General features: G+C 60.7%; 22 protein-coding genes. 10 read left to right on the top strand and 12 right to left on the bottom strand.

Annotated features, from left to right (window positions below):
- Nucleotide 1: 1 nt before the first annotated feature.
- From BLQ01_RS09860 to BLQ01_RS09890, 7 genes are read right to left on the bottom strand one after another with little or no spacing between them, the layout of a single operon-like run.
- Nucleotides 2-913 carry a polysaccharide deacetylase family protein gene (locus BLQ01_RS09860; protein ID WP_254779344.1) on the bottom strand — a complete coding sequence of 304 codons (912 nt, stop codon included), beginning with the start codon at nucleotides 911-913 and terminating at the stop codon, nucleotides 2-4.
- Nucleotides 914-969: 56 nt separating this feature from the next.
- Nucleotides 970-2,418: a DUF4389 domain-containing protein gene (locus BLQ01_RS09865; RefSeq protein WP_091551484.1), complete on the bottom strand. Its 1,449-nt coding sequence runs from the start codon at nucleotides 2,416-2,418 to the stop codon at nucleotides 970-972.
- Nucleotides 2,419-2,420: 2 nt separating this feature from the next.
- A complete protein-coding gene (locus BLQ01_RS09870; RefSeq protein ID WP_091551485.1) occupies nucleotides 2,421-3,185 on the bottom strand; it encodes an ABC transporter permease in 765 nt (254 codons plus the stop codon).
- A complete protein-coding gene (locus BLQ01_RS09875; RefSeq protein WP_091551487.1) occupies nucleotides 3,182-4,165 on the bottom strand; it encodes an ABC transporter ATP-binding protein in 984 nt (327 codons plus the stop codon). The genes BLQ01_RS09870 and BLQ01_RS09875 overlap by 4 nt, the downstream gene beginning before the upstream one ends.
- Nucleotide 4,166: 1 nt before the next feature.
- The gene (locus BLQ01_RS09880) at nucleotides 4,167-4,613 is read right to left on the bottom strand and encodes a universal stress protein (protein WP_091551489.1); all 447 of its coding nucleotides are present in this window, start codon (nucleotides 4,611-4,613) and stop codon (nucleotides 4,167-4,169) included.
- Nucleotides 4,613-5,080, bottom strand: coding sequence for a flavodoxin family protein (locus tag BLQ01_RS09885; RefSeq protein WP_091551490.1), 468 nt, complete (start codon nucleotides 5,078-5,080; stop codon nucleotides 4,613-4,615). Before BLQ01_RS09885 ends, BLQ01_RS09880 begins: the two co-directional genes overlap by 1 nt.
- Nucleotides 5,077-5,406: a DUF3040 domain-containing protein gene (locus BLQ01_RS09890; protein ID WP_091551492.1), complete on the bottom strand. Its 330-nt coding sequence runs from the start codon at nucleotides 5,404-5,406 to the stop codon at nucleotides 5,077-5,079. Before BLQ01_RS09890 ends, BLQ01_RS09885 begins: the two co-directional genes overlap by 4 nt.
- A 126-nt stretch (nucleotides 5,407-5,532) precedes the next feature.
- Here BLQ01_RS09890 and ppsA point away from each other — a divergent pair, with 126 nt between their 5' ends.
- From ppsA to BLQ01_RS22115, 4 genes are all read left to right on the top strand, one after another.
- On the top strand, nucleotides 5,533-7,944 hold the full coding sequence (gene ppsA, locus BLQ01_RS09895) for a phosphoenolpyruvate synthase (RefSeq protein WP_091551493.1): 2,412 nt from the start codon (nucleotides 5,533-5,535) through the stop codon (nucleotides 7,942-7,944).
- A gap of 4 nt (nucleotides 7,945-7,948) precedes the next feature.
- Nucleotides 7,949-11,116 (top strand): HAD-IA family hydrolase, encoded by a 3,168-nt coding sequence (locus BLQ01_RS09900; protein ID WP_091551495.1) that lies wholly within the window; start codon nucleotides 7,949-7,951, stop codon nucleotides 11,114-11,116.
- Nucleotides 11,113-12,138 (top strand): 6-phosphofructokinase, encoded by a 1,026-nt coding sequence (locus BLQ01_RS09905; protein WP_091551497.1) that lies wholly within the window; start codon nucleotides 11,113-11,115, stop codon nucleotides 12,136-12,138. Before BLQ01_RS09900 ends, BLQ01_RS09905 begins: the two co-directional genes overlap by 4 nt.
- 440 nt (nucleotides 12,139-12,578) lie before the next feature.
- On the top strand, nucleotides 12,579-12,803 hold the full coding sequence (locus BLQ01_RS22115) for a hypothetical protein (RefSeq protein ID WP_139183478.1): 225 nt from the start codon (nucleotides 12,579-12,581) through the stop codon (nucleotides 12,801-12,803).
- A 13-nt stretch (nucleotides 12,804-12,816) separates the two neighbouring features.
- Here BLQ01_RS22115 and BLQ01_RS09915 read toward each other — a convergent pair whose 3' ends face one another.
- Complete coding sequence (locus BLQ01_RS09915; RefSeq protein ID WP_368086112.1) at nucleotides 12,817-13,851, bottom strand: zinc-dependent alcohol dehydrogenase family protein; 1,035 nt, start codon at nucleotides 13,849-13,851, stop codon at nucleotides 12,817-12,819.
- Between the two features lie 164 nt (nucleotides 13,852-14,015).
- Between BLQ01_RS09915 and BLQ01_RS09920 the strand changes: the two genes are divergently transcribed.
- The 3 genes from BLQ01_RS09920 to BLQ01_RS09930 all read left to right on the top strand — a co-directional run bounded on the left by BLQ01_RS09920 (nucleotide 14,016) and on the right by BLQ01_RS09930 (nucleotide 16,304).
- Nucleotides 14,016-15,290, top strand: coding sequence for a GAF domain-containing protein (locus BLQ01_RS09920; RefSeq protein ID WP_091551500.1), 1,275 nt, complete (start codon nucleotides 14,016-14,018; stop codon nucleotides 15,288-15,290).
- A 122-nt stretch (nucleotides 15,291-15,412) separates the two neighbouring features.
- Nucleotides 15,413-15,859: a universal stress protein gene (locus tag BLQ01_RS09925; protein ID WP_091551971.1), complete on the top strand. Its 447-nt coding sequence runs from the start codon at nucleotides 15,413-15,415 to the stop codon at nucleotides 15,857-15,859.
- A 1-nt stretch (nucleotide 15,860) separates the two neighbouring features.
- Entirely contained in the window at nucleotides 15,861-16,304 is a 444-nt protein-coding gene (locus tag BLQ01_RS09930) for a pyridoxamine 5'-phosphate oxidase family protein (protein WP_091551502.1), read from the top strand.
- Between the two features lie 85 nt (nucleotides 16,305-16,389).
- Here BLQ01_RS09930 and BLQ01_RS09935 read toward each other — a convergent pair whose 3' ends face one another.
- From BLQ01_RS09935 to BLQ01_RS09945, 3 genes are all read right to left on the bottom strand, one after another.
- Nucleotides 16,390-17,253 (bottom strand): universal stress protein, encoded by an 864-nt coding sequence (locus BLQ01_RS09935; protein ID WP_091551504.1) that lies wholly within the window; start codon nucleotides 17,251-17,253, stop codon nucleotides 16,390-16,392.
- Between the two features lie 99 nt (nucleotides 17,254-17,352).
- Nucleotides 17,353-18,738 carry an MBL fold metallo-hydrolase RNA specificity domain-containing protein gene (locus BLQ01_RS09940; protein ID WP_091551506.1) on the bottom strand — a complete coding sequence of 462 codons (1,386 nt, stop codon included), beginning with the start codon at nucleotides 18,736-18,738 and terminating at the stop codon, nucleotides 17,353-17,355.
- 74 nt (nucleotides 18,739-18,812) lie between these two features.
- Nucleotides 18,813-19,175 carry an SPW repeat domain-containing protein gene (locus BLQ01_RS09945; protein WP_091551507.1) on the bottom strand — a complete coding sequence of 121 codons (363 nt, stop codon included), beginning with the start codon at nucleotides 19,173-19,175 and terminating at the stop codon, nucleotides 18,813-18,815.
- Between the two features lie 232 nt (nucleotides 19,176-19,407).
- Between BLQ01_RS09945 and BLQ01_RS09950 the strand changes: the two genes are divergently transcribed.
- The gene (locus BLQ01_RS09950; protein ID WP_091551510.1) at nucleotides 19,408-20,106 is read left to right on the top strand and encodes a response regulator; all 699 of its coding nucleotides are present in this window, start codon (nucleotides 19,408-19,410) and stop codon (nucleotides 20,104-20,106) included.
- A 4-nt stretch (nucleotides 20,107-20,110) separates the two neighbouring features.
- Here the strand turns inward: BLQ01_RS09950 and BLQ01_RS09955 are convergent, their stop codons facing one another.
- The gene (locus BLQ01_RS09955; RefSeq protein WP_091551511.1) at nucleotides 20,111-21,826 is read right to left on the bottom strand and encodes a sensor histidine kinase; all 1,716 of its coding nucleotides are present in this window, start codon (nucleotides 21,824-21,826) and stop codon (nucleotides 20,111-20,113) included.
- Nucleotides 21,827-21,980: 154 nt separating this feature from the next.
- Between BLQ01_RS09955 and BLQ01_RS09960 the strand changes: the two genes are divergently transcribed.
- Together BLQ01_RS09960 and BLQ01_RS09965 are read left to right on the top strand one after the other, a co-directional pair.
- Nucleotides 21,981-22,451 carry a pyridoxamine 5'-phosphate oxidase family protein gene (locus BLQ01_RS09960; RefSeq protein WP_091551513.1) on the top strand — a complete coding sequence of 157 codons (471 nt, stop codon included), beginning with the start codon at nucleotides 21,981-21,983 and terminating at the stop codon, nucleotides 22,449-22,451.
- Nucleotides 22,448-22,912: a pyridoxamine 5'-phosphate oxidase family protein gene (locus BLQ01_RS09965; RefSeq protein ID WP_091551514.1), complete on the top strand. Its 465-nt coding sequence runs from the start codon at nucleotides 22,448-22,450 to the stop codon at nucleotides 22,910-22,912. The genes BLQ01_RS09960 and BLQ01_RS09965 overlap by 4 nt, the downstream gene beginning before the upstream one ends.
- Nucleotides 22,913-22,936 lie beyond the last annotated feature (24 nt).

Genomic DNA, 22,936 nt, shown 5'->3' on the forward strand with positions numbered 1-22,936 from the left:
CCTAGCCAACCAGCAATTGGTCAAGGGTCACCAAGCCGTACCCGGCTGTCTTGATCTCTTTGATCATGCCCGGCAGCGCGTCAGCATCCAAGGTAGTGCCGTCTTCCGGATTTGAACCAATATGCATCAGCACTATGGCACCGGGGCGGAGACCGTCAACAACGCGCCGAAGGACTGTTTCCCGGGTTACTCCGCCGCTGGTTCCCTTCCAGCCAAGAGTGTCCACGCTCCAGCGCACAGCAACATAGCCGAGCCTGTTAACGGTGGCGATGACCCGGGAATCCCGCTCGCCGAACGGGAACCTGAAGAACGGACGGGGATCGCCGCCCGCAGCGAAGACCGCCGCTTCAGCTCCTCGAATCTCCTCCGTGATCTGCGCATCCGTCAGCTGTGTGAAACCGGGATGACTCATCGAATGGTTGCCCAGCCGATGGCCTTCCGCGAGAATGCGGTCCAAGCTCCCGCGGTTTGCCTGAGCCCAGCTGCCGGTCACGAAGAATGTTGCCTTCACCTGGTCCGCTGAAAGACTGGACAGGATGCTCGCCAACGCGGCTGAGTTGGCCCCCGCGTCAAACGTCAGTGCGACCACATTCCCTGCCCCCGGCAGTTCCTCAAGATCCCGTCCCAGCAGTGCTTCCGGCAGCGCTGCAACCACCGGTCCACCGGGCTCTGACTCGCCAGGCTTAGGCTCACCAGCTTCCGAAGAAAACAGCGGCGACTCATCAGGGACCGGTGAAACCGTCGAAGCACTTGACGTAGGTAAACGTGAATCCGTGGTGGTGGTCGGCGTCGTTGTCGACATGGCCGACGTTGACGTCAGCGGGCTTGGCGCCCCCTGTGGCTGCGCGGTGACCAGGAGTATGACCCCGCCGGCGAGAATTACCAAGGCGAGTAAAACCACGACGGCGACCACTCGCCGTCGTACGTTTCTTCGCGACGCCGGTGGTACTCCGGATGCGCGGCCGTCATTCACGGCAGGCTGGCCTTCCCGTCAGCGTCCGGAGGCTGCACTGAATCGTGGTCGGTGGGTCCTTGATCCAGGCGGAACGGCGGATAGTCGTCGCGCAGGAGGGCCCCGTAGATGAGCACGCGGTACACCCATCGGTTGATGCCCATGATGAAGGCGAACAGGGGGCGTGGGTAGCTGCCGGTGAACAAAAGGATCACCAAGGCGATGAGGACCAGTAGAGCCAGCAAGGACAGCCCTCCGCCGCGATCGCTGACCACGCCAGAGGGTCCGTTCTCGGTTCTCCACGCCCACGTTGCCGTTCCTGTGAACGCTCCCACGATCAGCAAGTGCGGTATGAGCAGCAACCAGGACTTTACAAGAACCAGGCCCCGGGAGAGGCGGGCCGGATAATCAACCTCCACGTTCGCCGGGTAGTCCGTCCGGGAGAGGCTGAACGGAGGATAGTGATCGGTCCCGCCTGCGGCGTAAGCATAGAAGGCCACGCGCCAGTTCCATCTGAGGACGCCGACATTGAAATGAAAGAGGGACAGCGGGTAGCGGCCCGTGAAGAGTATGGCGAACCAGGCAATGACGCTGGTGACGGCGAACGCGAACCAGAGGAAGAACAGCACGAAGAAATGGGGGATGGCGAGAAACCATTTCACCAGCCACATCCATGGCGACAGTGCGGGGTCCAGCTGGCCAGTGAAATGAAGCGGTGAGTTCACGATCCTTGCCGGAGGGGAACCTTGCACTACCGCAGAGGTCGAAGGGGGCTGCACCGGCGAACCCCCGCCACGCCCCAGACCTACGGCGCCCAAAACCAACAGTGGCACACCGATGAGAATGGCCAGGGCTCCGGCAAACAGCAGGCCCGTTGCCGCGGGCTTGATGAGGTCGGAACGGAAACCGGCTTGCAGATCGGCGGAGACTCCGCCGCCGGCGTCGGCGTTCATCACCACCACGGTCCAATTGCCCGGGGCTATGTTCCAGATAAGCTCTTGCTCACCCGGTCCGGAGGCCGATGCTGCCCAGAACTGCCGGGAACCGGGCGTTGCGGGGGCGGATGATCCTGGAACGTCCCTGTAAACAGGCCGGAAAGGCTGGAACTTCACTTCACGCAATTCGGTGTGGTGTACCCCGGCAAGGTACGCATCCACCTCGTTTTGGGGCGCAATGCCGATGAACACATCACGGCCGGTTTCCGTCGCAGTGGCACGCAGCCGCAGGGTTCCGACGTCGAAGGGCAACCTTTCGGGGGTGCCTTCGCCCACAGCGTCGAACTGGGGGGGGGAGACCAATGCGCGGGACGAAACCGTGTACCGCTCAGTTGGCGAGGCGTAGAAGCCTCCATCGTCTTGGGAAGAGGCGAGCCATGCTCCTGCCGCACCTGCTGAAGCCATCGTGAAGCCCAGCAGGGCGAGAACAATGCCGACAACAAGGAGGACGATGTGGCCTGGCTTTTTCATGGCTACAGTTCCTTCCGGTTGAAGATCAGGGAGGCAACGCCGAGGGCACCAGCGGCGGCGGCAAGGCTGCTCACCGCGGGCCAAGCAGGCGAGACATGTTCCTGGCCGGCGGCGATTGCGGCTGCGATGCCGGGGACGCCTGGCGGTCCAAAGGTTGCCAGCGGATCCCAGGCCGCCCCCACGGCGAGCAAAGCGTAAATCCCCAATCCTGTTCCGGCTGCCCCGGTCGGCGCCGGGATCAAAACCGAGAACAGCATGGTGTAAGACAGCGCCAGGATCCCGTAGAGCAGGAGCAGCAACGCCGCACCCCACAGTTGCCCGGTGGGGGCGTTCCCGAAGGTCAGTAAGGTGACTACCCAGGTGGTGAGGGTTCCCAAGGCAAACACGACCGTGATGAACGTGGCGTGCACAGATGCCTTTGCCGCGATGAAAGTGGCCCTTGATACTGGCTTGGTGAGTATGAAGGCGGCGGTGCCCTCACGGATCTCGCTGGAAACTACTCCGCCGTACATGACGACGATGGTGAAGAGGACGATTTGTGAAAGGTTTTTTATCCACTGCCCGTAAGCATCACTGAAGGTGGCGTCCGGCAATGCCAACGAACCGGGCGCTGCTGCTGTGAGGGAGCCCAGGAGTTCCGGAGTAACTTTGGCCAAAGGCGGGCCAACCACTGCGAAGAACATGACTATTGTGGGCAACACCCATATTCGCCAGGTCCGAAAGATTTCCTGGCCTTCCTTGGCGGCCAGGACCGAGAAAGTGCTCACTGCTTCCCCTTTCCCACAAGCTCCAGGAAGGCTTCTTCAAGACCGGATTCAGCGTTTTCCATGCGTATGAGGCCCGTGCCTTGCCTGCTGATCAGGCGGGGGATTTCACGCTGTGCGGTTTCCTCGTCCGATACCCGGACCTCAATCTCACCGCGCGGTCCTGGTTGGACTGAGACCGCCCAGTCCTGTTGACCGAAGACTCCGGCGAGTGCTTCCGCACCCTGACTGACAACGATCAGAATTCGTCGCTGTCCGCGACGGGAGCGCAGTTCTTCCATGGTGGATTGGGCCAGGACCCGTCCCTTGTCCAGGATTGCCACGGAATCGCAGATGCGCTCCACATCGCTGAGAATATGGGTTGAGAAGAACACCGTGGTCTTCCCGCGCAGTGCTCCAATGAAGTCCAAGAGTTCCCTGCGGCCTTCAGGGTCAAGGGCGCTGGTGGGCTCGTCAAGCAAAAGCAGCCTTGGGGAATTGATCAGTGCCTGAGCTACGCCCAGCCGTTGCCGCATTCCCCGGGAGTACTTGCCGATGGGTTGATCGATTCCACTGAGCCGGACAAAATCCAGCAGTTCCTCCGTCTTTGCATTCAACTCCGGTCCACCCAGCCCAAAAAGGCTGCCCGCGAGATGAAGCGTTTGCGGCGCGTTCATCCATTCGTAGAACGCGGGTACATCCGGTAGGTAACCTATGCTGTGGCGGATGGACGGCCTGCTTGACGTTGCATCTTCGTCGAGAAGCCGCAGCGAACCCGAAGTCGCCCGGGAAAGTCCGCTCATGATACGGAGGAAGGTGGTCTTGCCAGCCCCGTTCAATCCGAGGAAGCCGAAGATGGAACCCTCCGGGACCTCCAGGTTCATGGCGTCGAGCGCATGATTCTTCCCAAAGGTCTTGGTCAGCCCCAGCGCCTCGATCACGGCAGGCGCGCCGGTAACCGGTCGCCCTTGAGCCGCCGGGACTGACATCTGCCCTGTGGTCATCTCAATGGTCTTTTTCGGGGGAGTGGACCACCAGGACGGGGCAGTGCGCGTGGGCGACGCAGGCCGAACTGACCGAACCCAGGAGAAGTCCTCCAAAACCGCCGTGACCGCGCCGGCCTACCACCAGAAGTGACGCGTGCTTGCTGCCTTCAACGAGCCCCGCACGGGGTGAACGTTGAACCAGCCGGGAACTGACGTTCCTGGGCTTCTCAGTACCGAAAGCCTCCACCACCGCCTTGTCGAGTCCCTCTTCGGCATCATGGGCAAAGCCATCCACGCCCATGGCCAGATATCCCTCGTATCCCAGCGGCATCTCCCAGCACCCCCACGCTTCAAGCGGCGCATTCACGGCCAGGGCAATGCGCTGTCCTTGGCGCAGCGCCTCCACCGAAGCTTGGGATCCGTCGACGCCAACAATGATCTTGCTCGGGTCAAGCCAGCTTGCCATTACGCGCTCCTCTGGGTTCCATATGCTCTGGCGGTTGCCAAGAGTTCTTCACCCCATGCAGTTGCCCGGGACGTCTCCCCGTCAAGCAAGGGCCCCTCAGTTCCCTTGACGTAGAAAGCCATGGGATTGCCAACGATGCTGGCTCCGGCGTCTTTCAGGGTTTTTGTGATCTTTTTGGCCGCATCACCGTGGATGAACAGCTTGACCCTCGTGTCAAAGCCGGCCGCAACCACTCCGGAAAGCCCATGGCTACCCAGTCGGGCCAGGGCCTCCATTATCTTTTGAGTGGGGCGCCAACCATTGATGGGGCTTCCCACCACCAAAAGGTCGCCGGAAGAGATATCTTCGGGTCGGAGCTGTCCGACAGGCAGTACTTTCGCGTTGAGTGAGTTGAGGCCCGCTGCGATGGCCTCAGCGATCGTCTTCGTGTTGCCAAAACCGGAATCGTAAACGACGAGTGCTTTCATGACTGTTCCTTGTTCTTCTCGTGGGCGTTTGTCCGGGGGCTCGGCCTCCAGCGAAGCGGGCGGTCACCAGCGAAAAGGGTTGCCCAGTACGTTCCCCCACCCATAACAAGGAAACCCACCACACCCAGTGCCAGACTGCCTAGTGGGAAACTCACCAGCATCAATCCAAGGCCGCCGAGCGCAGCAAGGCCCCCTCGCCTTATGCCCTTCCAGCGGCGTCGATCAAGGTCTTCCAAGCTCATGAGTGCTGCCAGCTTGGGGTCCTCCTCCAGAAGACCCTGCGAAATGTTGTCAAGTTCGAGCCGTTCGAACTCCGAAAGTGCCATGGTGTGCCTCCTGCCTTCCCTCCCAGCATGTGTGGTGCCGGATCCCGGAAACAGGGCCGAAAGTCACTCCAGCATTCGGGACCAAAGACTCTGCCCGGGTTGTCCCGCGCCGCCCAGAATCAAGGCATGCAGACAGCCGGCGAAGAGTCAGAAGTCAGATGGTTTGAGGACATCGGAATGGGCGATGTTCCCGAAGTGGGCGGCAAGAATGCATCGCTGGGTGAACTAACCACTTCAATGCGCTCAGCAGGGGTGAAGGTCCCCGACGGCTTCGCGACGACGTCCGGTGCGTACAGGAAGTTCTTGGCAGCCAACGGACTCGAAGCGGTCATCAGTCATTCCATCAGTGAACTCAGGTCGGGCAAGTTGTCCCTTCGTGAGGCGGGGCATGCCATCCGGGAGTCGATGTTGGCCGGGGAGTTTCCGGACGGGCTTATCGGGAGCATCAGGCAGAACTATCGGCGCCTGGGCGAACGGGCAGGGATGGAGCGGATGGCAGTTGCTGTTCGCAGCAGCGCAACCGCAGAGGATCTGCCGGACGCCAGCTTTGCCGGGCAACAGGAGACATTCTTGAATATCTCCGGTGAAAGTGCACTTTTGGACGCCTGCCGACGCTGCTTTGCCTCGCTTTTTACTGATCGCGCCATTAGCTACCGGGAGATCAAAGGCTTTGGTCACTTGGACGTAGCCCTGTCCGTGGGTATCCAGCGCATGGTGAGATCCGACGGCGGTGCTTCGGGAGTGATGTTCTCCATCGATACGGAGTCGGGCTTTCCACGGAGTGTGGTCATCAGTGCGGCATGGGGATTAGGCGAGACCGTTGTCCAGGGCACCATCAACCCCGACAAGTACCAAGTGTTCAAGCCGCTGCTGGCGAACCCCGCACTGGTGCCCGTGATCGAAAGATCCGTGGGATCCAAAGAGCGGAAAATGATCTACCGCCTCGGCGGGACCGTCTCCACGAAGATGGTGGAAACCACCGACAAGGAACGACGTGCCACTGTTCTCCCGGACCACGACATCATCAAGCTCGCCCAGTGGGCCGTGTCCGTGGAAAACCACTATGGACGTCCTATGGACATGGAGTGGGCCAAGGACGGCATTACAGGCGAGTTGTTCATGGTGCAGGCGAGGCCCGAAACAGTCCAGGCCCAAAAAAGCGGGACCCTCTTCCGCATGTACCATCTGGGGCAGAACGGCCGTCTCCTGGCATCCGGCGCCGCTGTGGGAAATTCCATTGCCGTGGGCCCTGTATGCATCATCCGGGATGCCAAGGACATCGAGGCGTTTGTTGATGGGGCCATTCTGGTAACCCGGATGACGGACCCGGACTGGGTTCCGGTGATGAAGAGGGCAGCCGGGATCGTGACCGACCACGGGGGACCTACCAGCCACGCGGCGATTGTGAGCAGGGAGCTAGGCGTTCCCGCCGTGGTAGGTACCGGCGACGCAACCGACGCGCTTGAAGGCAGGGAAGTCGTGACGCTCTCGTGCGCCGAAGGCGAAGAGGGACACGTCTATGACGGGATGCTGGACTTCGAGGTAGAAGAAGTGGACACAGGGAGCCTTGGGAAAACCCGCACGGACATCATGGTCAACATCGCCAGCCCGGCCGCCGCTTTCAACTGGTGGCGTCTTCCTGCGGCCGGAGTCGGCCTCGCGAGGATGGAATTCATCATCAACAACTTGATCCGTGTTCATCCGATGGCGCTTATCCATCCCGAGCTGGTGAAGGATGAAGCCGAGTCCGCTGTTATTGAACAACTGACCAGGGACTACACCAACCCCGAGGAGTACTTCGTCAGTGTCCTTGCCACAGGCATAGCCAAAATTGCTGCCCCTTTCCATCCCAAACCAGTGGTTGTCCGACTCAGCGATTTCAAGAGCAACGAATACGCGCACCTCATCGGAGGCAGCTTCTTTGAACGCCCTGAAGAGAATCCCATGCTGGGATTCCGGGGGGCTTCACGCTATTACGACAAGCACTACCGCGAAGCTTTCGCGCTGGAATGCCAGGCCCTGAAACGCGCCCGTGAAGTGATTGGGTTCTCAAACGTCATTGTCATGGTTCCTTTCTGCCGAACAGTGGACGAAGCGGACAAGGTACTCAACGCGATGTCGGAGAACGGACTTGTGCGTGGAGAGCACGGGCTGCGCATCTACATGATGTGTGAGATCCCGTCCAACGTGGTGATGGCGGAAAAATTCGCCCATCGCTTTGATGGTTTCTCCATCGGTTCCAATGATTTGACCCAATTGGTGCTTGGCGTTGACCGTGATTCGGAACAATTGGCGGGGCTCTTCGATGAACGCGATGAAGCCGTGACCACCATGATCTCGGAGGTCATCGGGAAGGCACATACAGCAGGAATCCGGATAGGGATTTGTGGGCAAGGACCAAGCAATCATCCTGACTTTGCGCAGTTTCTTGTTCGGGAGGGCATTGACTCGATTTCACTGAACCCCGATACCTTCATCCGGACGGTCCCCTTGATAGCTGCTGCAGAAAAGCAGCTTTACCGGCCGGACCCAGAGTAGAGCCATGAAGGGATCACCCACCGCAGCTGCGGCGAGACCCCCGTACGACGCAGTCATCTTCGATCTGGACGGCGTCGTCACCCGTACAGCCACGGTGCATCAGCTGGCGTGGCGCGACGCTTATGGGGCGATTACGGCTGATCCCAGGTTCCCCAAGGCCCAAGCCGTGAGCCCCTTTACTTCAGAGGACTATGTGTCCTTGGTGGACGGCAGGCCCCGCGAAGCCGGGCTCATGAACCTGTTGGCCTCCCGGGGCGTCGCGGTTGACCTCGGCTCACCAACTGACGCAACCGGTGATTGGACCGCCTACGGGCTTGGGGCGCTGAAGAATAAGGCCTACCTCGCCCGGCTAAATAGAGACGGCGTCCAGGCGTACCCCGGAACGCTGGAACTACTGGACAGTTTGCAAGCAGCCGGGGTACCGGCGGGCGTGGTCACGTCGAGCCGCAATGCCACGCCTGTTCTTGCCGCGGCGGGAATGACGGGCACCTTCGCCGCCGTGGTGGACGGCACGGTGGCCTCAACGCTGGGGCTTCCAGGTAAACCTGAACCTGATGTGTTCCTTGAGGCAGCCAGACGCCTTGGAGTCTCACCGGGTCGCACCGTGGTCATCGAGGACTCGGTGGCGGGGGTGACATCCGCCCGTCGCGGTGGATTCGGGCTTGTGGTGGGCATCGACCGGCAGGGGACCCGCCGGGAACTCGAAGCAGCCGGCGCGCAGGTGGTCCTCAACGATGTGGGCGAGCTGGACCTGGGCCTGGTCATGAATGATCCGTGGCAGCTCACCTACGAAGGGACAGCGCCTGAACACGAAGGGCACCGGGAAGCCCTCACGGCGCTGGGCAACGGATATATGGGTGTTCGCGGGGCTGCCTCCGAGGGCGGAAGGGAGTCGCGATATGCCGGCATGTACCTCGCCGGTGTCTATAACAGGGTGGCCGCCAGTATCGGCGGGGAGTCTGTTACCGAGGAGCACATGGTCAACGCACCCGATTGTCTTCCCCTGGACTTATGCCTGGAGAGCGGCACGTGGTGGTCCGAGGGCGGCTTGCAGCTGGTGGAGGAGCGGCGGACCCTGGATATGGGTCAGGCTCTGTTGATTCGTCATGTCCTTCTGGAGTCCCCGGATGGCCGTCGTCTGGACGTCGTCGAAAGGCGCTTGGTGTCCATGGCGGAGCCGCACGTGCTGGCTGTCGAGACCCTCCTGACACCGCTGGGCTGGAACGGAACAGTTTCGGTACGGGCCGGCGTCGATGCCGGTACCAGGAATGCGAACCTGCCCGAGCCTGCCATGGGAACCCACGTCCACCTACGCGACAAGACCGCAGGAGACCGTGGCGGCTCAAGCAGCTTTCTCCTGGTCGAGGCTGAAACCAGGCAGAGCCAAATTCGTGTGGCCGTTGCCTTCCATGCAGATGCTGCAGGCAATGAAGGGGCGCCTGGAAGCGTCAAGGCGTACCACTTCCTCCACTTTGATGTCCCTTGCACTGATGGTGCAGCGACCCCCTTTACCAGGGTTGCCGCCGTCGTGACATCCCGGGATAAGCCAATATCATCCGCGGGTTCGGCTGCTTCGGCCGTTCTTACGCGGGCCGGCACAAACTTCCAGGCCCTGCTCTGCTCCCACGTGGCCGCTTGGAGGCGGACCCTCGCTCCGTTCCTGGTGGAACTGGACTCGTCCACCCAGGTCCAATTGGTCTTGAACCTGCACCTGTTCCACCTCTTGCAAACCCTGACGCATCACACGGCAGAGCTCGACGCCGGTGTTCCGGCCAGGGGACTGCACGGCGAGGGTTATCGGGGCCACGTCTTTTGGGACGAGCTCTTCGTCCTGCCCGTCCTCACTGCCAGGACCCCCGAGGTTGCCCGGGCGCTGATCGAATACCGATGGCGGCGGCTTCCGGCAGCAAGGCAAGCGGCTTCCAGGCTTGGTTTGCGCGGGGCAATGTTCCCGTGGCAAAGCGGCAGCGACGGAAGCGAAGAAACTCCACACTGGCTTTACAATGCCAGGTCCGGGCGCTGGGTGCCGGATCATTCCAGGATGCAACGGCACGTGGGGCTGGCAGTTGCCTTCAACGTCTGGGATTACTTTGAAGCCACTGGTGACAAGACTTGGTTCCTGCACAAAGGAGCAGAACTCGTTGTGGAAGTGGCACGCTTCTTTGCCGCGTCAGCCGCTTATGACCCAAACGATCACCGCTTCCACCTCAGGGGCGTTGTGGGCCCGGATGAGTACCACACCCGTCGCCCAGGGGAGCCGGATCCTGGCCTTGATGACAACGCCTACACCAACGTCCTGGCGGCATGGACCTGCGAGCGCGCCGCAGAGATTCACGGGATGCTGAAGGGCCACGAGTTATCTGAGCTCATGGAGCGTTTGAGCATCACGGCTGATGAGGTGTCGTTATGGAAGCGGGTGTCCCGGAGGATGTTTGTACCGTTCCACTCCGATGGTGTCATTAGTCAGTTTTCCGGGTACGAGGCGTTGGAAGAGCTTGATTGGGACAAGTACCGCCAGGTGTACGAGAACATCGAGCGGCTGGATCTGATCCTTGAAGCGGAGGGCGACGACGTCAACCGCTACAAACTCGCGAAGCAGGCCGACGTGTTGATGTTGCCGTACCTGCTGGGCCATGAGGGGCTCCGGGAGTTCATGGCGGGACTTGGTTACGCCGTGTCCAACGAGCAACTGGGCCGGACTATTGAGTACTACCTGGCCAGGACGGCTCACGGTTCCACTCTGAGCCGCGTTGCCCATGCCTCTGTCCTGGCTTCCGTGGACCCGGATCGGGCATGGGATAGCTTTCGGGAGGCCTTGGACGCGGACCTGGATGACACGCAGCATGGGACAACCAAAGCGGGCATTCACTTGGGTGCCATGGCAGGTTCCATAGACGTGGTTCAGCGGAGCTTTGCCGGACTGAAGTTGGGGCGGGACGGTTTGTCTTTTACGCCGTGCATGCCAAGGGGATTGCGCTCGGTTGCCTTTCACGTGAATTACAGGGGGCATTCGTTGCAGGTCCAGCTGAAGGATGGTCGCGTCCGGGTATCGTCCGCGGACGGCGATGCCGCTCCCATTTCTCTCCGTATGGAAGGGCAGTCTGTCATGTTGGCACCCGGGGAGAGTAGAAGCTTCAGGATGAGTCCTGGCCAGAAGGTTGCCCGGTCATGAGGCGCTTGGGGATTCTCACAAGTGGTGGTGACTGCCCGGGGCTGAATGCAGTCATCCGGGGGGCAGTTCTTAGGGGAACAATCAGCGGCGAGTTCGATTTCGTTGGATTCCGCGATGGGTGGAAAGGTGTCCTGGATGAGGATGTGCTCCCATTGCCCAGGGCTGCGGTACGGGGGATTTCCGGGAGGGGTGGCACCATGCTGGGCACATCCCGGACGAATCCTCTGCGGGACGGTGGATCGGGGGCAGTGCGCCGGTCCCTTCGCAGACACGGTGTGGACGGGCTGATCGCCATAGGGGGCGAAGGAACCCTTGCGGCGGCCCGTATCTTGTCAGAGCAAGGAGTCAACGTTGTTGGTGTGCCAAAGACAATTGACAACGACTTGGGTGCTACGGATTACACCTTTGGATTCGACACAGCCGTGCAGACGGCTACCGAGGCAATCGACCGCCTGCGGACTACGGGGGAGTCCCATCATCGGTGCATGATTGCTGAAGTCATGGGAAGGAATGCCGGGTGGATTGCCTTGCATGCGGGGATGGCCTCGGGCGCCCACGCGATCTTGATACCTGAGCACAGGGTCTCTTTGGAGCAAATAGCCGTGTGGGTCAGCTCGGCCCATGAACGTGGCAGGGCTCCGTTGGTAGTGGTTGCCGAGGCCTTTGTACCCAAAGGTCAGGACGCGCCGTATTCGCCACGGGGCATGGATACCTTTTGCCGGCCACGGCTTGGTGGCATCGGAATAATGCTGGAAGGGCTGGTGCAGGAGATGACCGGGATCGAGACCAGGGCCACCGTCCTGGGCCATATCCAGCGCGGGGGCGCACCCACGGCTTTTGACAGAGTTCTGGCCACCCGCTTGGGGATGGCCGCGGTCGCTCTGGCGCTGGAGCAACAGTGGGGCACCATGGTCTCACTGAATGGAACCGATATCACCAATGTTCCCCTTGCGTCGGCTTTGGTGGATCTTAAGACCGTTCCGGAGGCACGTTTCGTGGAAGCCGAAGCCTTGTTCGGCTAGCGCGGAGCGTGGTCATCTTCAGAAGGCAGGCCTTCCAGAGTCCAAGGTCCTGCACCGGGACCGCGGTTCCAGAAGAAGCGGGACTTCCGGCCCTTACGACTTGACTCTGCCGGCGGCATGCTGAAGGAAGGCATAGGGGGACCGATGATGCCGTGATCAGTAAGCGCAGAAGGGGCGGCCCCATGAATGGGATCTTTGAGCTTTTTACCGACGGCCAAGCCAACGTCAGGTTCCGGCTGGTGGACGCCGAGGGACGGGAAACTCGCAGTCTCGGGCTCATACTCAGACAAGGACTCCGCGGTGCAGGGCATCTCCCACGTCCGCGAGTGCGCAGGGATGGGATTGGTCCAGGATCATTGTTCGCCGATGACGCCAGCCGACGCGACACCCGCAGGCAGCAGCCGGGCTTCCGTTGCAGGGCATGTTCGCAGGGCTGGTGAATGATGATCGACATCACCCCTGAGACACCGGACCCGCTCGGTCCTCAAGGCCCATCTGAGCCGGTCGAGCCAGGGAAGGAAGAGAAGGGCAGAGCCTCGCAACGGGGACGGATTCCTTCAATTCCACAGAATCCATTGGTTCAGCAGTTGTTCCGGCTGGGCAGGCGCCGTGAGGACGCGGAAGCGAAACTCGAAAAACGGTTCGCGAAGAAAAAGAAAGCCTGAAGTTCAGGCTTCGTCACGCTGCTCCCTCATGAACCTTCAACACTGCCGCTCCGGTGATTCTGTCATTCGCGAGGTCGTCCAAGGCCTGGTCAGCAGCGGTGAAGGGGTATGACGTGGTGGTGGGAATCAGTGGCATGTCCGCTGCCAGGGCGAGCAGTTCAGCTCCATCAGCCCTCGTGTTGGCTGTGACGCTTCGTACCTGCTTCTCGTAGAAGAGCTCGTCGGCATAGTTGATCGGGGGGATGTCGGAAAGGTGGATGCCAGCCACCGCCAGAGTTCCGCCCCTGTCCAACGCCCTCATCGCGACAGGTACCAAGTCACCCACTGGTGCGAAGAGAATGGCTGAGTCCAGCTTCACCGGGGGAACGTCGAAAGCACCGCCAACGTATTCTGCACCCAGGCTTAGGGCAAGAACCTGTGCTTCCTCGGATCGTGTCATGACGTAGACGGACGCGCCCGAATAAATGGCGATTTGCGCCGTCAGATGAGCGGAGCCGCCAAAGCCGTAGATGCCCAAACGGCCACCCGGCGGCAGGGATGCCCGCTTCAACGCTCGGAATCCGATAATTCCTGAGCACAGAAGAGGTGCAGCCTCTTCATCGCTGAACCTTGCCGGGATGCCGTAGGCAAACTCTTCCCTGACCGTCATCAACTCCGCGAAGCCGCCGTCACGGTCCCATCCCGTGAATGTGGGATTGCTGCACAGGTTCTCGGCACCGCGCCGGCAATAGTGGCATACCCCGCATGTACCGCCGAGCCATGCGACGCCGACCCTGTCGCCGGTTTCGAACCTGCCGGTACCGGGACCTGATTCCACGACGCTTCCCACCGCTTCATGACCTGGAACAACCCGAGGATGGTGCGGAGGAAGATCACCCTCAGCCAGATGGAGGTCAGTACGGCAGACCCCGCATACGTGGACCCTTACGAGTATGTCTCCCTCTCCAGGTTTCGGAACACGCTTGGTTCCTTGTTCCAACGGGTGCGTCGACGTGCTTCCTGGCTTTCCCACCCACCACGCCTGCATCGTGTTTGCCGTGTTTGTCATGCAAACAAGCGTCAGGCTGATGTGATCCGGCAACAAGAGTCAAAGGTCCTGCGGGGGAGTTGTTCTTCTATCCACGCGGGTCCTTTAGACTCGGCAAAGGAGCACTCTCGCTTGGCACAAGGGAGGCACGACCTGTGGGCGCAGATCAACCGTGGAGGTCTCCCATGAAGGGGCGTGTAGAGACGCTCCTGAGCGAATTCGTGGAGCGGGCCGATGAGTTGCTCCATGCCCAGGAACAAATGAACAGTTTGCTCAATGCGGTCATATCCATGGCGGATGAGTTGAGCCTGGAAGCTGTTTTGGACCGGGTAGTCAGATCAGCCTGTACTTTGGTGGATGCCCGGTACGGGGCCTTGGGTGTCATCGGTGAGGACCAGCAACTTAGCCACTTCATCACCGTGGGAATTGATGAAGAGGGCATCCGGTCAATTGGTGATCTGCCGGCCGGTCACGGCGTCTTGGGGCATTTGATCCGGGAACCCCAACCCCTGCGATTACACGATCTCAGGCAGCATCCAATGGCAGCAGGATTCCCCAGCAACCATCCACCCATGAGGACTTTTCTCGGCGTACCCATCCGAGTCCGCGACGCCGTCTTTGGCAACCTGTATTTGACAGAAAAGAAGGACGGTCAGGACTTCACGTTCGCCGACCAGGAATTGGCCATCGCTTTGGCGGCAGCGGCAGGTGTTGCCATCCAGAACGCCCGTCTCTTCGAGGATAGCCACAGCAGGCAGCGGTGGCTGTTGGCAGGCATGGAACTTAGCGGCAGGCTCATGACAGACGAGTTCGACGACGACTCCAGGCTGGAGCTTGTGGCAGAGACGGCCCTTCGGGCCTCGAATTCAGTCCTGGTGGCCATAGCCGCGCCAGCCGCAGATGGGGTATTCAAATGCATGTCGGCAGTGGGTGTTCAAGGTCTATACGCAGGCCAGGAATTGCCTGGGCAAGAGGTCCTCACCTCCGTCGCCGATACGGGTGATTCCCGTATCGTGATGGATCCTCGGCAGGTGCTTGGAGGAGATGTGGCTGAGAAGCTGGGTGCGGTGCTGGTTGCCGCGTTGGGACACCGCGGCACCAAAAACGGTGTTCTCTTGTTTGCCCGTGCCAACGGGGCAGAGTCCTTCACACGATCTGACCTTGAGTCCGGTGCGTTGTTCGGCAGCAGGGTAGGCCTGGCCTTGGATCTTGCAGGTGCAAGCGCGCTCCGCGAGCAGAGCCTTGTGCTCACGGACCGGGAACGCATCGCGCGCGACTTGCACGACCTCGTTATTCAACGCTTGTTTGCAGCTGGTTTGAGTATCCAAAACCTCAGGCGATTCATGGAGGACCCGGCAGCCTTGGAACGGATGGCGTCCTTGACGGGGGAGCTGGACGAGACTATCCGCACGCTGCGGACGACTATCGAAGAACTACGATCCCCAAATACGGCTCCCTGATAAGTACGCGACTCTGACGTGCGCCACTGTGACCTTCGGCCCTGTTCCCTGGTAGCCGTTCACGCCATTCTGGCAAGACTGAACGGCAAAAGTTCAGGAACGCCAGAGTGCAGGAGGACATGATGGGCAAAGATTCATCGCCAGGCAGGATCGTTGTAGGTGTGGATGGTTCCGAGGCCTCCATTGAGGCTCTCCGCGAGGCCCAGCGTCTCGCTGTCCCGTTGGGGGGAACCGTTGAGGCCATAGCGTATTGGGATTTCCCGCCGGTCTATGAGGGCTATGTGGCCATGGGGATCACGGGTTTTGAGGAAGCTGCCGGGCAGGTCCTGAAGGAGTCGGTCGAAAAAGCATTCGGCATCGACGTTCCGAACAACGTCAATTCCCATCTGGAACAAGGTCATCCCCGGCAAGGACTGATCAAGGCCAGCCGCGGAGCAGAGATGGTAGTGGTCGGCAGGCGTGGCCACGGTGGATTCGGTGGCCTTCTGATGGGCTCGGTCAGCTCAGCCTGCGTCGCTCACGCACATTGCCCGGTTCTTGTAGTGCATACCCCCGAAAAGGAAGCATGATATGAGTGTTCCCAGCCCGGAACCCGTACGCATCAACGGTGCCCGCCACGTCAGTGAGGACCTTAGTGAATTGCAATGCTGGGAGAGGCTGCGTGCCCAAGACACAGGGCGGATAGGTTTCGTCCACCATGGCAGGGTGATGATCTTGCCAGTCAACTATCTGGTTCACGATCACGCCATTTACTTCCGCACCTCGCTGGAAGGGTTGATCGGTGGGCCGGTGGCCCGAATGCAGACGTCCTTCCAGATCGACGATGCCAGGGCCGACAGAAGCGAAGGATGGTCGGTGTTGGTCAGCGGGTCCTCGTCCCATGTTGTTGACCGGGAGTTACTCACGCGCCTTTGGGGCCACATGACGGCAGAACCATGGGCCGGCGGGGACAGGGGTCTCTTCGTTTGTATCCAGCCCTCCATCGTTACGGGCAAGCACGTCTACCTCGCCTAGCCGGCACGGAAAAGTGCGGGTTTGCCCGGGGGATTCGCAAACCCGCACTTTCAGCGCCCCCAGTTTTGGGGTCTCAGCGTTGCTTTCAGTCGGAGTGCTTGATCGGGCTGATCCGCGCGATAATCGTGGGACACGGCAATTTGGTGAGAACCGCGTGCGCTGTTGAGCCAAGCAAAAGGCGTTTGAAGCTGCCCCGTCCGCGACTGCCCACCACCAGCAATTGTGCAGTGGCCCCTGCTGCGAGCAGTGCTTCGGCGGGACGTGTGTGGGTTTCGAGGACCTGGTGGACCACCAAGTCCGGGTACTTGTCTGCTAAGCCTGCGACAGTCTCGGCCAGGACGACGCGCTCTTCTTCGGTGATGATCTCGAAGTAGTTGGTGTGAGGTACACCGCGGGTAACCCACGGTTCCGGTGTGAGGAAAGCATGGAGAACTGTCAGTTCCTGGCCCTGACGGTCGGCCTCTGCCGCGGCAAACGCGACTGCCTGTGTGGACTCTTCGGAACCATCCACTCCGACCACAATTCCTTTACGGTTGGTCATGTCGTGCTCGCCAATGACTGCTACCGGACAACGTGCAACGGCAGCAACCTGTAAAGCGCGATCGGTCAACGAACCACCGGCCCAACCATGGCCGGAACCAATGACTACCATGGCGGCCTTTTTCGACCTCTTGCCCAGGGCATAGCCAGCCCCTCCGGAGACGAGGTCGGTGGTGACATTGACGGTGGGTTCGATCTTGGCGGCCCGGTCTTTCGCAGCCGCAAGAAAGTTGACGCCGGATTCCCGGATCCACTCGTTGTACCCCACGGAATCGTACGCCCAGCGGTCATCCACGGCATGGACAAGCTGTACCGGGAGCTTTAAGGTTGCTGCTCGATGCATGGCCCATCCCATGGCAGCCTCGCTGCTGGGTGAATCGTTGACACCTACGATTATTGCTTCATTCATGGCTGGGCCTGTTCTTCGTTGATGGGTTCCCCGGACGTTGGCCGGAGCCTTGTTGCCAGTTTGTACCGGGCACGTAGGGCCGGTTAGGGCCGGAAGTCCTTATTGCGGCGTGGCGATGGAGACGGTCTCCAGGTATTCCGGGACGCGGGCGTTCCAACCCAACTCATGTTTGATGCGTAGGCGAAGTGCGTCAGATGCATCCGGCTCTCCATGGGTGATGTACGTCATTCGTGGGGCCTGGGCTGCTGAGTGCATCCATCGAATCATTGCGTCCGAGTCGGCATGCGCGCTGAAACCTTCCAGCTGGACCACCTCGGCCTTGATCTTGATGTCTTGTCCATAGATCCTCAGTTCGCGTGAGCCAGCCGCAAGCGCCGCACCCCTGGTGCCGGCGGCTTGGTAGCCGCTCAAGACAATCGCATTATTGGGGTCATTGCCGTACGCCTCAATGTGATGGAGAATCCGTCCGCCCGTGAGCATTCCGCTTGCGGAGATGATAATCATGGGGCCACCCCTGAGGTTGAGGAGCTTGGAATCGTCCGCAGTACGGGTCATGGCGGCCACCCTGTACATGTCCTTGAATTCTTCCGGACGCAGGCGGTGTTCGTCGGGATGCTTCTGGTACATATAGGAAGCGTCGATAGCCATGGGACTGTTGAGGTAAACGGGGATATCCGGAATGGCACCCTTTCTGCGAAGCCGCGCCAACTGAAGCATGAGTGTTTCGGCGCGACCAACGGCGAATGCTGCGATGAGAATCACGCCGCCCCGTTTGGCCACCCGGGAAACCACCTCGCCCAGTTCCGCTTCAGAGCTGCTGGTTGGATGTGTCCTGTTGCCGTAGGTGGACTCGGTCACCAACACGTCGACGGCCCCCAGCTCCCGGGGAGGATACATGAGGGGATCGTCGTCGCGGCCCAGGTCGCCGGTGAAATGTATGGAGTTTCCGCCCACCCGGACCTGAATCTGCGCTGCTCCCAGGATGTGGCCGGCGGGTACGAACGTGGCCTCGATGCCGTCTCCAAGCTTCAGGGAATCGTCGAACGCAACGGGGCGGAAACTGTTAAGCGACTTCACTGCATCTGCCGCTGTGTAGAGGGGCACGGCAGGGGCGTGGATGGACGACCCACGATTGTCGGCGTAGCGGGCCTCTTCTTCCTGCAGGTGTCCACTGTCGGTCAGAAGCAGCTTGCACAGTTCGTTCGTGCCGTGAGTGGCATAGACAGGACCCCTGAAGCCATCCTTCACAAGTTTGGGAACGTAGCCTGTGTGGTCCAGGTGGGCATGCGTCAGCAGGACGGCATCAATCGAGGCAGGGGGCACCGGAAAAGGCTCCCTGTTCCTTAGCCGCAGCCGTTTGTAGCCTTGGAATAGCCCGCAGTCCACCAGGATTCGTTCTCCGTGAAAGTCCACAAGGTATCGGGAACCGGTAACGGTGTCTGTGGCGCCCAGAAAGCAGAGGGTTGCGGGGTCTTTAGCGGTCATCATGATGCTCCATCCTTAAGGCACGAAGCCAGTAGCGCCGCGCGGTGATGCGGCGCTACTGAGTGGTTAGGTGATTATGGCGTGGACGCTACGTGGTGGTGCCGGTATTCCTCGGTGCTTGGCCTGATCGCCAGAGCGGTCACCACCAACGCCACTGCGCCAGCAATCCATGCACTCCATGCTGCGCCCGTTGCCGAGGTGAAACCCCCCACCCAGGGGGCCAGCAGGAGGGCTACTGCCACTATTGCCTGGCCCCACTCAGCGGGGGGCATCCCGGGCATCGCCAAATTCACGGCACCTCCAACGACCAGCAGGACGCCGAGGGTGACCATGATCGCCGTCGAGGATCCTTCCTGCGTTGTCCAAAGGACCGACAAAGCTGCGTAAGCTCCGGCAGCGACAACAGTCCAGTCCTGCCAACGTGTCCATTTCTTCATGTGGATCCAGCTCCTTCTTGTTGTCCTTGACACTGCACTCTTCGCCAGTGCTTCTCGTGTCTTGTTCTTCCAGCGTCGGGACATGGATCCGTTCTCAACAGGGCCGAAAGTCACGGGGCCGATGGAGGGTCCTTGGACCCTTGTGGCCAAAGGGGGTGGTCGGCAAGAATTTGGCAGAGCCGCCCGCCCAGGCCAAAGAGAACGCGGTCACCGACCGTTGGACAGGAGAGTCATGGATCACCCAGAGACAGCCGGCCACACCACCGGTGTTTTGCCAGGAGAACCAATCCGGGTGTTTATCCTCGACGACCACGAATTGGTACGCCGCGGGCTGCAAGAGCTGTTGGAGGGTGAAGGCTTTGTGGTGGTCGGCATGTCCGGCTCTGCCGAGGAAGCGACGCGCCGTATTCCTGCATTGCACCCGGATGTCGCTGTTCTTGACGCGCGGTTGCCGGACGGGACAGGAATTGAGGTTTGCCGGGACGTTCGTTCCGTTGACCCTGCGTTGAATTGCCTCATCCTGACCAGTTACGACGACGAACAGGCTCTCCGGGGCGCTGTCCTTGCCGGTGCTGCCGGGTACGTCCTTAAGGAAATTGGAGGAATGGACCTGTTGGGCGCCCTGCGCAAGGCGGCCAAGGGTGAGTCGTTGTTCGACGACGCCGTCAAGACGAGGATCATCCAAGGCCTCACTGAGCCGAAGAAGGAGGACCCCAGGGTCTCTTCACTCACCCCCCAGGAGCGCCGGGTCCTTGAGTTCGTTGGAGAAGGTATGACCAACCGGCAGATCGGTGAGGAAATGCTCCTGGCAGAGAAAACGGTAAAGAACTACGTCTCATCCTTGCTGGCCAAACTCGGATTTGAACGTCGAACCCAGGCGGCGGTTTTCATGGCACATTCTCCGGACGAGGACGCCGGGACCCCGCGCTGAGGAATCAGGCCAAAGGGACTGACCATGTCAAAGACGTCCCTTGGCCTGGAGCGCTGGTGATGGTGGAGGTGCCATTCATTTCCGCAGCGCGGCGAGCCATGTTCATTAGCCCGTTTCCCGAGGCGGGATCCTTGAAGCCGCAACCATCGTCCACCACTTCAAGGGTCAGCCGACTATTGTGGACCGCTACCGAAATATTGATGGACCGGGCTTTTGAGTGGCGCACGGCATTGCTGAGGCTCTCGGAGACGACAGCCAACAGGTGGTTGATCGTCGATTCGTCGGTCAGGGAATCAACGGGGCCGGCCAGGGTCAGATGTGGCATGTACGGCAGGGACTTGGCACCGGCGTGAATCGACTGAAGAATGCGGCCGCTCAACGGTTCCCGCTCGTGGGTGCTGGCTTGAAGGGAGTAGATGGTGTTGCGTAGATCGCGGATGCTGGTGTCCAGCTCTTCGGTGACAGCGTCGATCCTGTTCAGGGCAGACTCGCCGGTAGTAAACCGGCGGAGGCTCTGAATACTCAAACCTGCTGCGAAAAGTCTTTGTATGACCAGGTCGTGGAGATCCCGGGCGATCCTGTCCCGGTCCGAGAACACCACCACTTGTTCCCGGAGCCTGTGAATCCGTTCCAGTGCCAGCGCGAGCGCCACGTGCGAGCCGAAGACTGCGCCCATTTCGACGTCGGTCTTGGGAAAAATGCCCGCACCGGGGCTGCGGGCCAGGACAAGGAGGCCATGATGGGCTCCTTGAGCGCTGAGGTCGACAATGAGGAGCTTTGCCGGCCCTGCATTTCCCCCTAGACCCAGGAGTTCCTCGGAGTCATCAAGGCAAACAGGCGTCCCGTTGCGTCCAACCTCACGGACTTCGGGGACATCCATTGTCAGGGACATGCCAGCGAAGTCCGCGCCGGGTTCCCCTGCCGTACCCGCGACTACATATGGCCCTCCCGGGGAAGAAGGCACCAGGATCAAGGCCAGGCTGGCGGCCGATTCCCGCAATGCCCTGGCAGCGATCAGGTCCAGCGGCGAATTTTCAGGCAGCCCCGTCTGATCACCGCCAAGCATTCTTCCCGTAACGTCCATGCAGGCCTCAAGCCAGGACGCCCGACGCCTGGCGTCTTCATACAGCCGGGCGTTCTCGATAGCCACCCCGGCGGCGGCAGCCAGCGCTACGGCCAAGTCCTCATCTTCCGGAGTGAAGTCCCCGCCGCCTGCCTTTTCGGTCAGGTAGAGGTTCCCAAACACCACGTCCCTTACCCGCACAGGAACTCCAAGGAACGACTTCATGGGCGGGTGGTGCCGCGGAAAGCCGTAGGCGTTCGGGTGTTGGCTCAGATCTTGGAGGCGAAGTGGCGCAGGCTCGGTGATGAGCAGGCCGAGTACACCGTGTCCAGTAGGAAGCGGGCCGATGCGTTGAGCGAGTTCGTCATCTATGCCAACAGTGATGAAGTGACTAAGTGCGTTGTCCTCACCAAGGACGCCAAGGGCACCATAGCGAGCCTGAAGCAGTTGGCAGGCGGAGGTCACTACGCGGTTGAGCACCGCTTCGAGACTCAGGTCCTCCGCTACGGCGACAACGGCTTCGAGAAGGCCCCGCGTTCTTTCCTGTGCTTGTAAGAGCTCCCCGGCGCGCCCAACGAAGTCCTTCAACAGGTCATCAATGGGGATCCGCGACTCGGGCTTGGGCTGACGGGGCTCAGGACCTTCGAACTCGTTCACCAATGCCTTTCGAAGAATGCAAGCAACTCTGCGACGGGGCCCGAAGGCTCCTTGCTGCCAGACTACTCCGGCGATTCTGAACGGGCTACGGCGCACGGGATGTGTAGGCCTTTGTGCCCTGTTGCCCCGGCGCCACCGGACCTACGGTCTAACCATGACGAACAAACTCACAGTTCCGGAAGCTGAGGTCCTGGACAACAAGCAGTGTTGGGAACTGCTGCGCAGTGTCTCCGTGGGCCGCCTCGCAGTCTGGGCGCAGGACCATCCGGACATTTTTCCCATAAATTACAAAGCAGATCACGGGACGCTGGTCTTCCGCACGGGCGAGGGGAGTAAGCTCCACGCTGCCCTCAGCGATACACCGGTAGCGCTGGAAGCGGATGGCGTAGACCAAAATTCGGGTGTCGCGTGGAGCGTGGTGGTCAAAGGATCAGCAGAGAGCATCAAACTGACCCAGGAAGTGCTGGACACCGTTGGTCTGTTGCTATTCCCTTGGCAGGCCGGGCGGAAGGATCATTTTGTCCGGATCGTCCCTACCTCGTTGACTGGCCGCCGCTTCAAAGTGACTCCACCGTTGTCGTGGTGGAGTCCGCTCGACGATGCCACCCGGGCGGGATTGGAATGACGCCCAACCCGAGTACCGCCGTCGAACGCCTCGCTCCGGATGAATGCTGGGACCTGCTGGCACAGACCAACGTTGGCCGCCTGGCCGTCCTGGTGGACGGCCATCCTGACATCTTTCCGGTGAACTATGTGCTGGACGGTGACAGCATCGTGTTCCGAACCGGGGCAGGTACAAAGTTTTGGAGCACATTGACCACGCCTTGCGCTCTGGAAAGCGACGGCTACTGGCCCCTGAGCGGAAAGGCGTGGAGCGTCGTTGTCCGAGGGCAGACGCACCTGGTACTGGACCGGCAGGAAAGAGCCGACGTCGATGCCGTGGGCTTGGATCCCTGGCAACCAGGCAGCAAGGACTGCTACTTGAGGTTGACGCCGGAGACAGTCACTGGGCGGCGGTTCGAGACTAAACGGCCGGATCTCTGGGGGACCCCCTTGAACGACGCCCGCCTGGACGAATTCCACTAGAACCCGCCCGGTGTTTGAACCAGG

The sequence above is a fragment of the Arthrobacter sp. UNCCL28 genome, assembly GCF_900102805.1.
Taxonomy (GTDB): domain Bacteria; phylum Actinomycetota; class Actinomycetes; order Actinomycetales; family Micrococcaceae; genus Arthrobacter; species Arthrobacter nicotinovorans_A.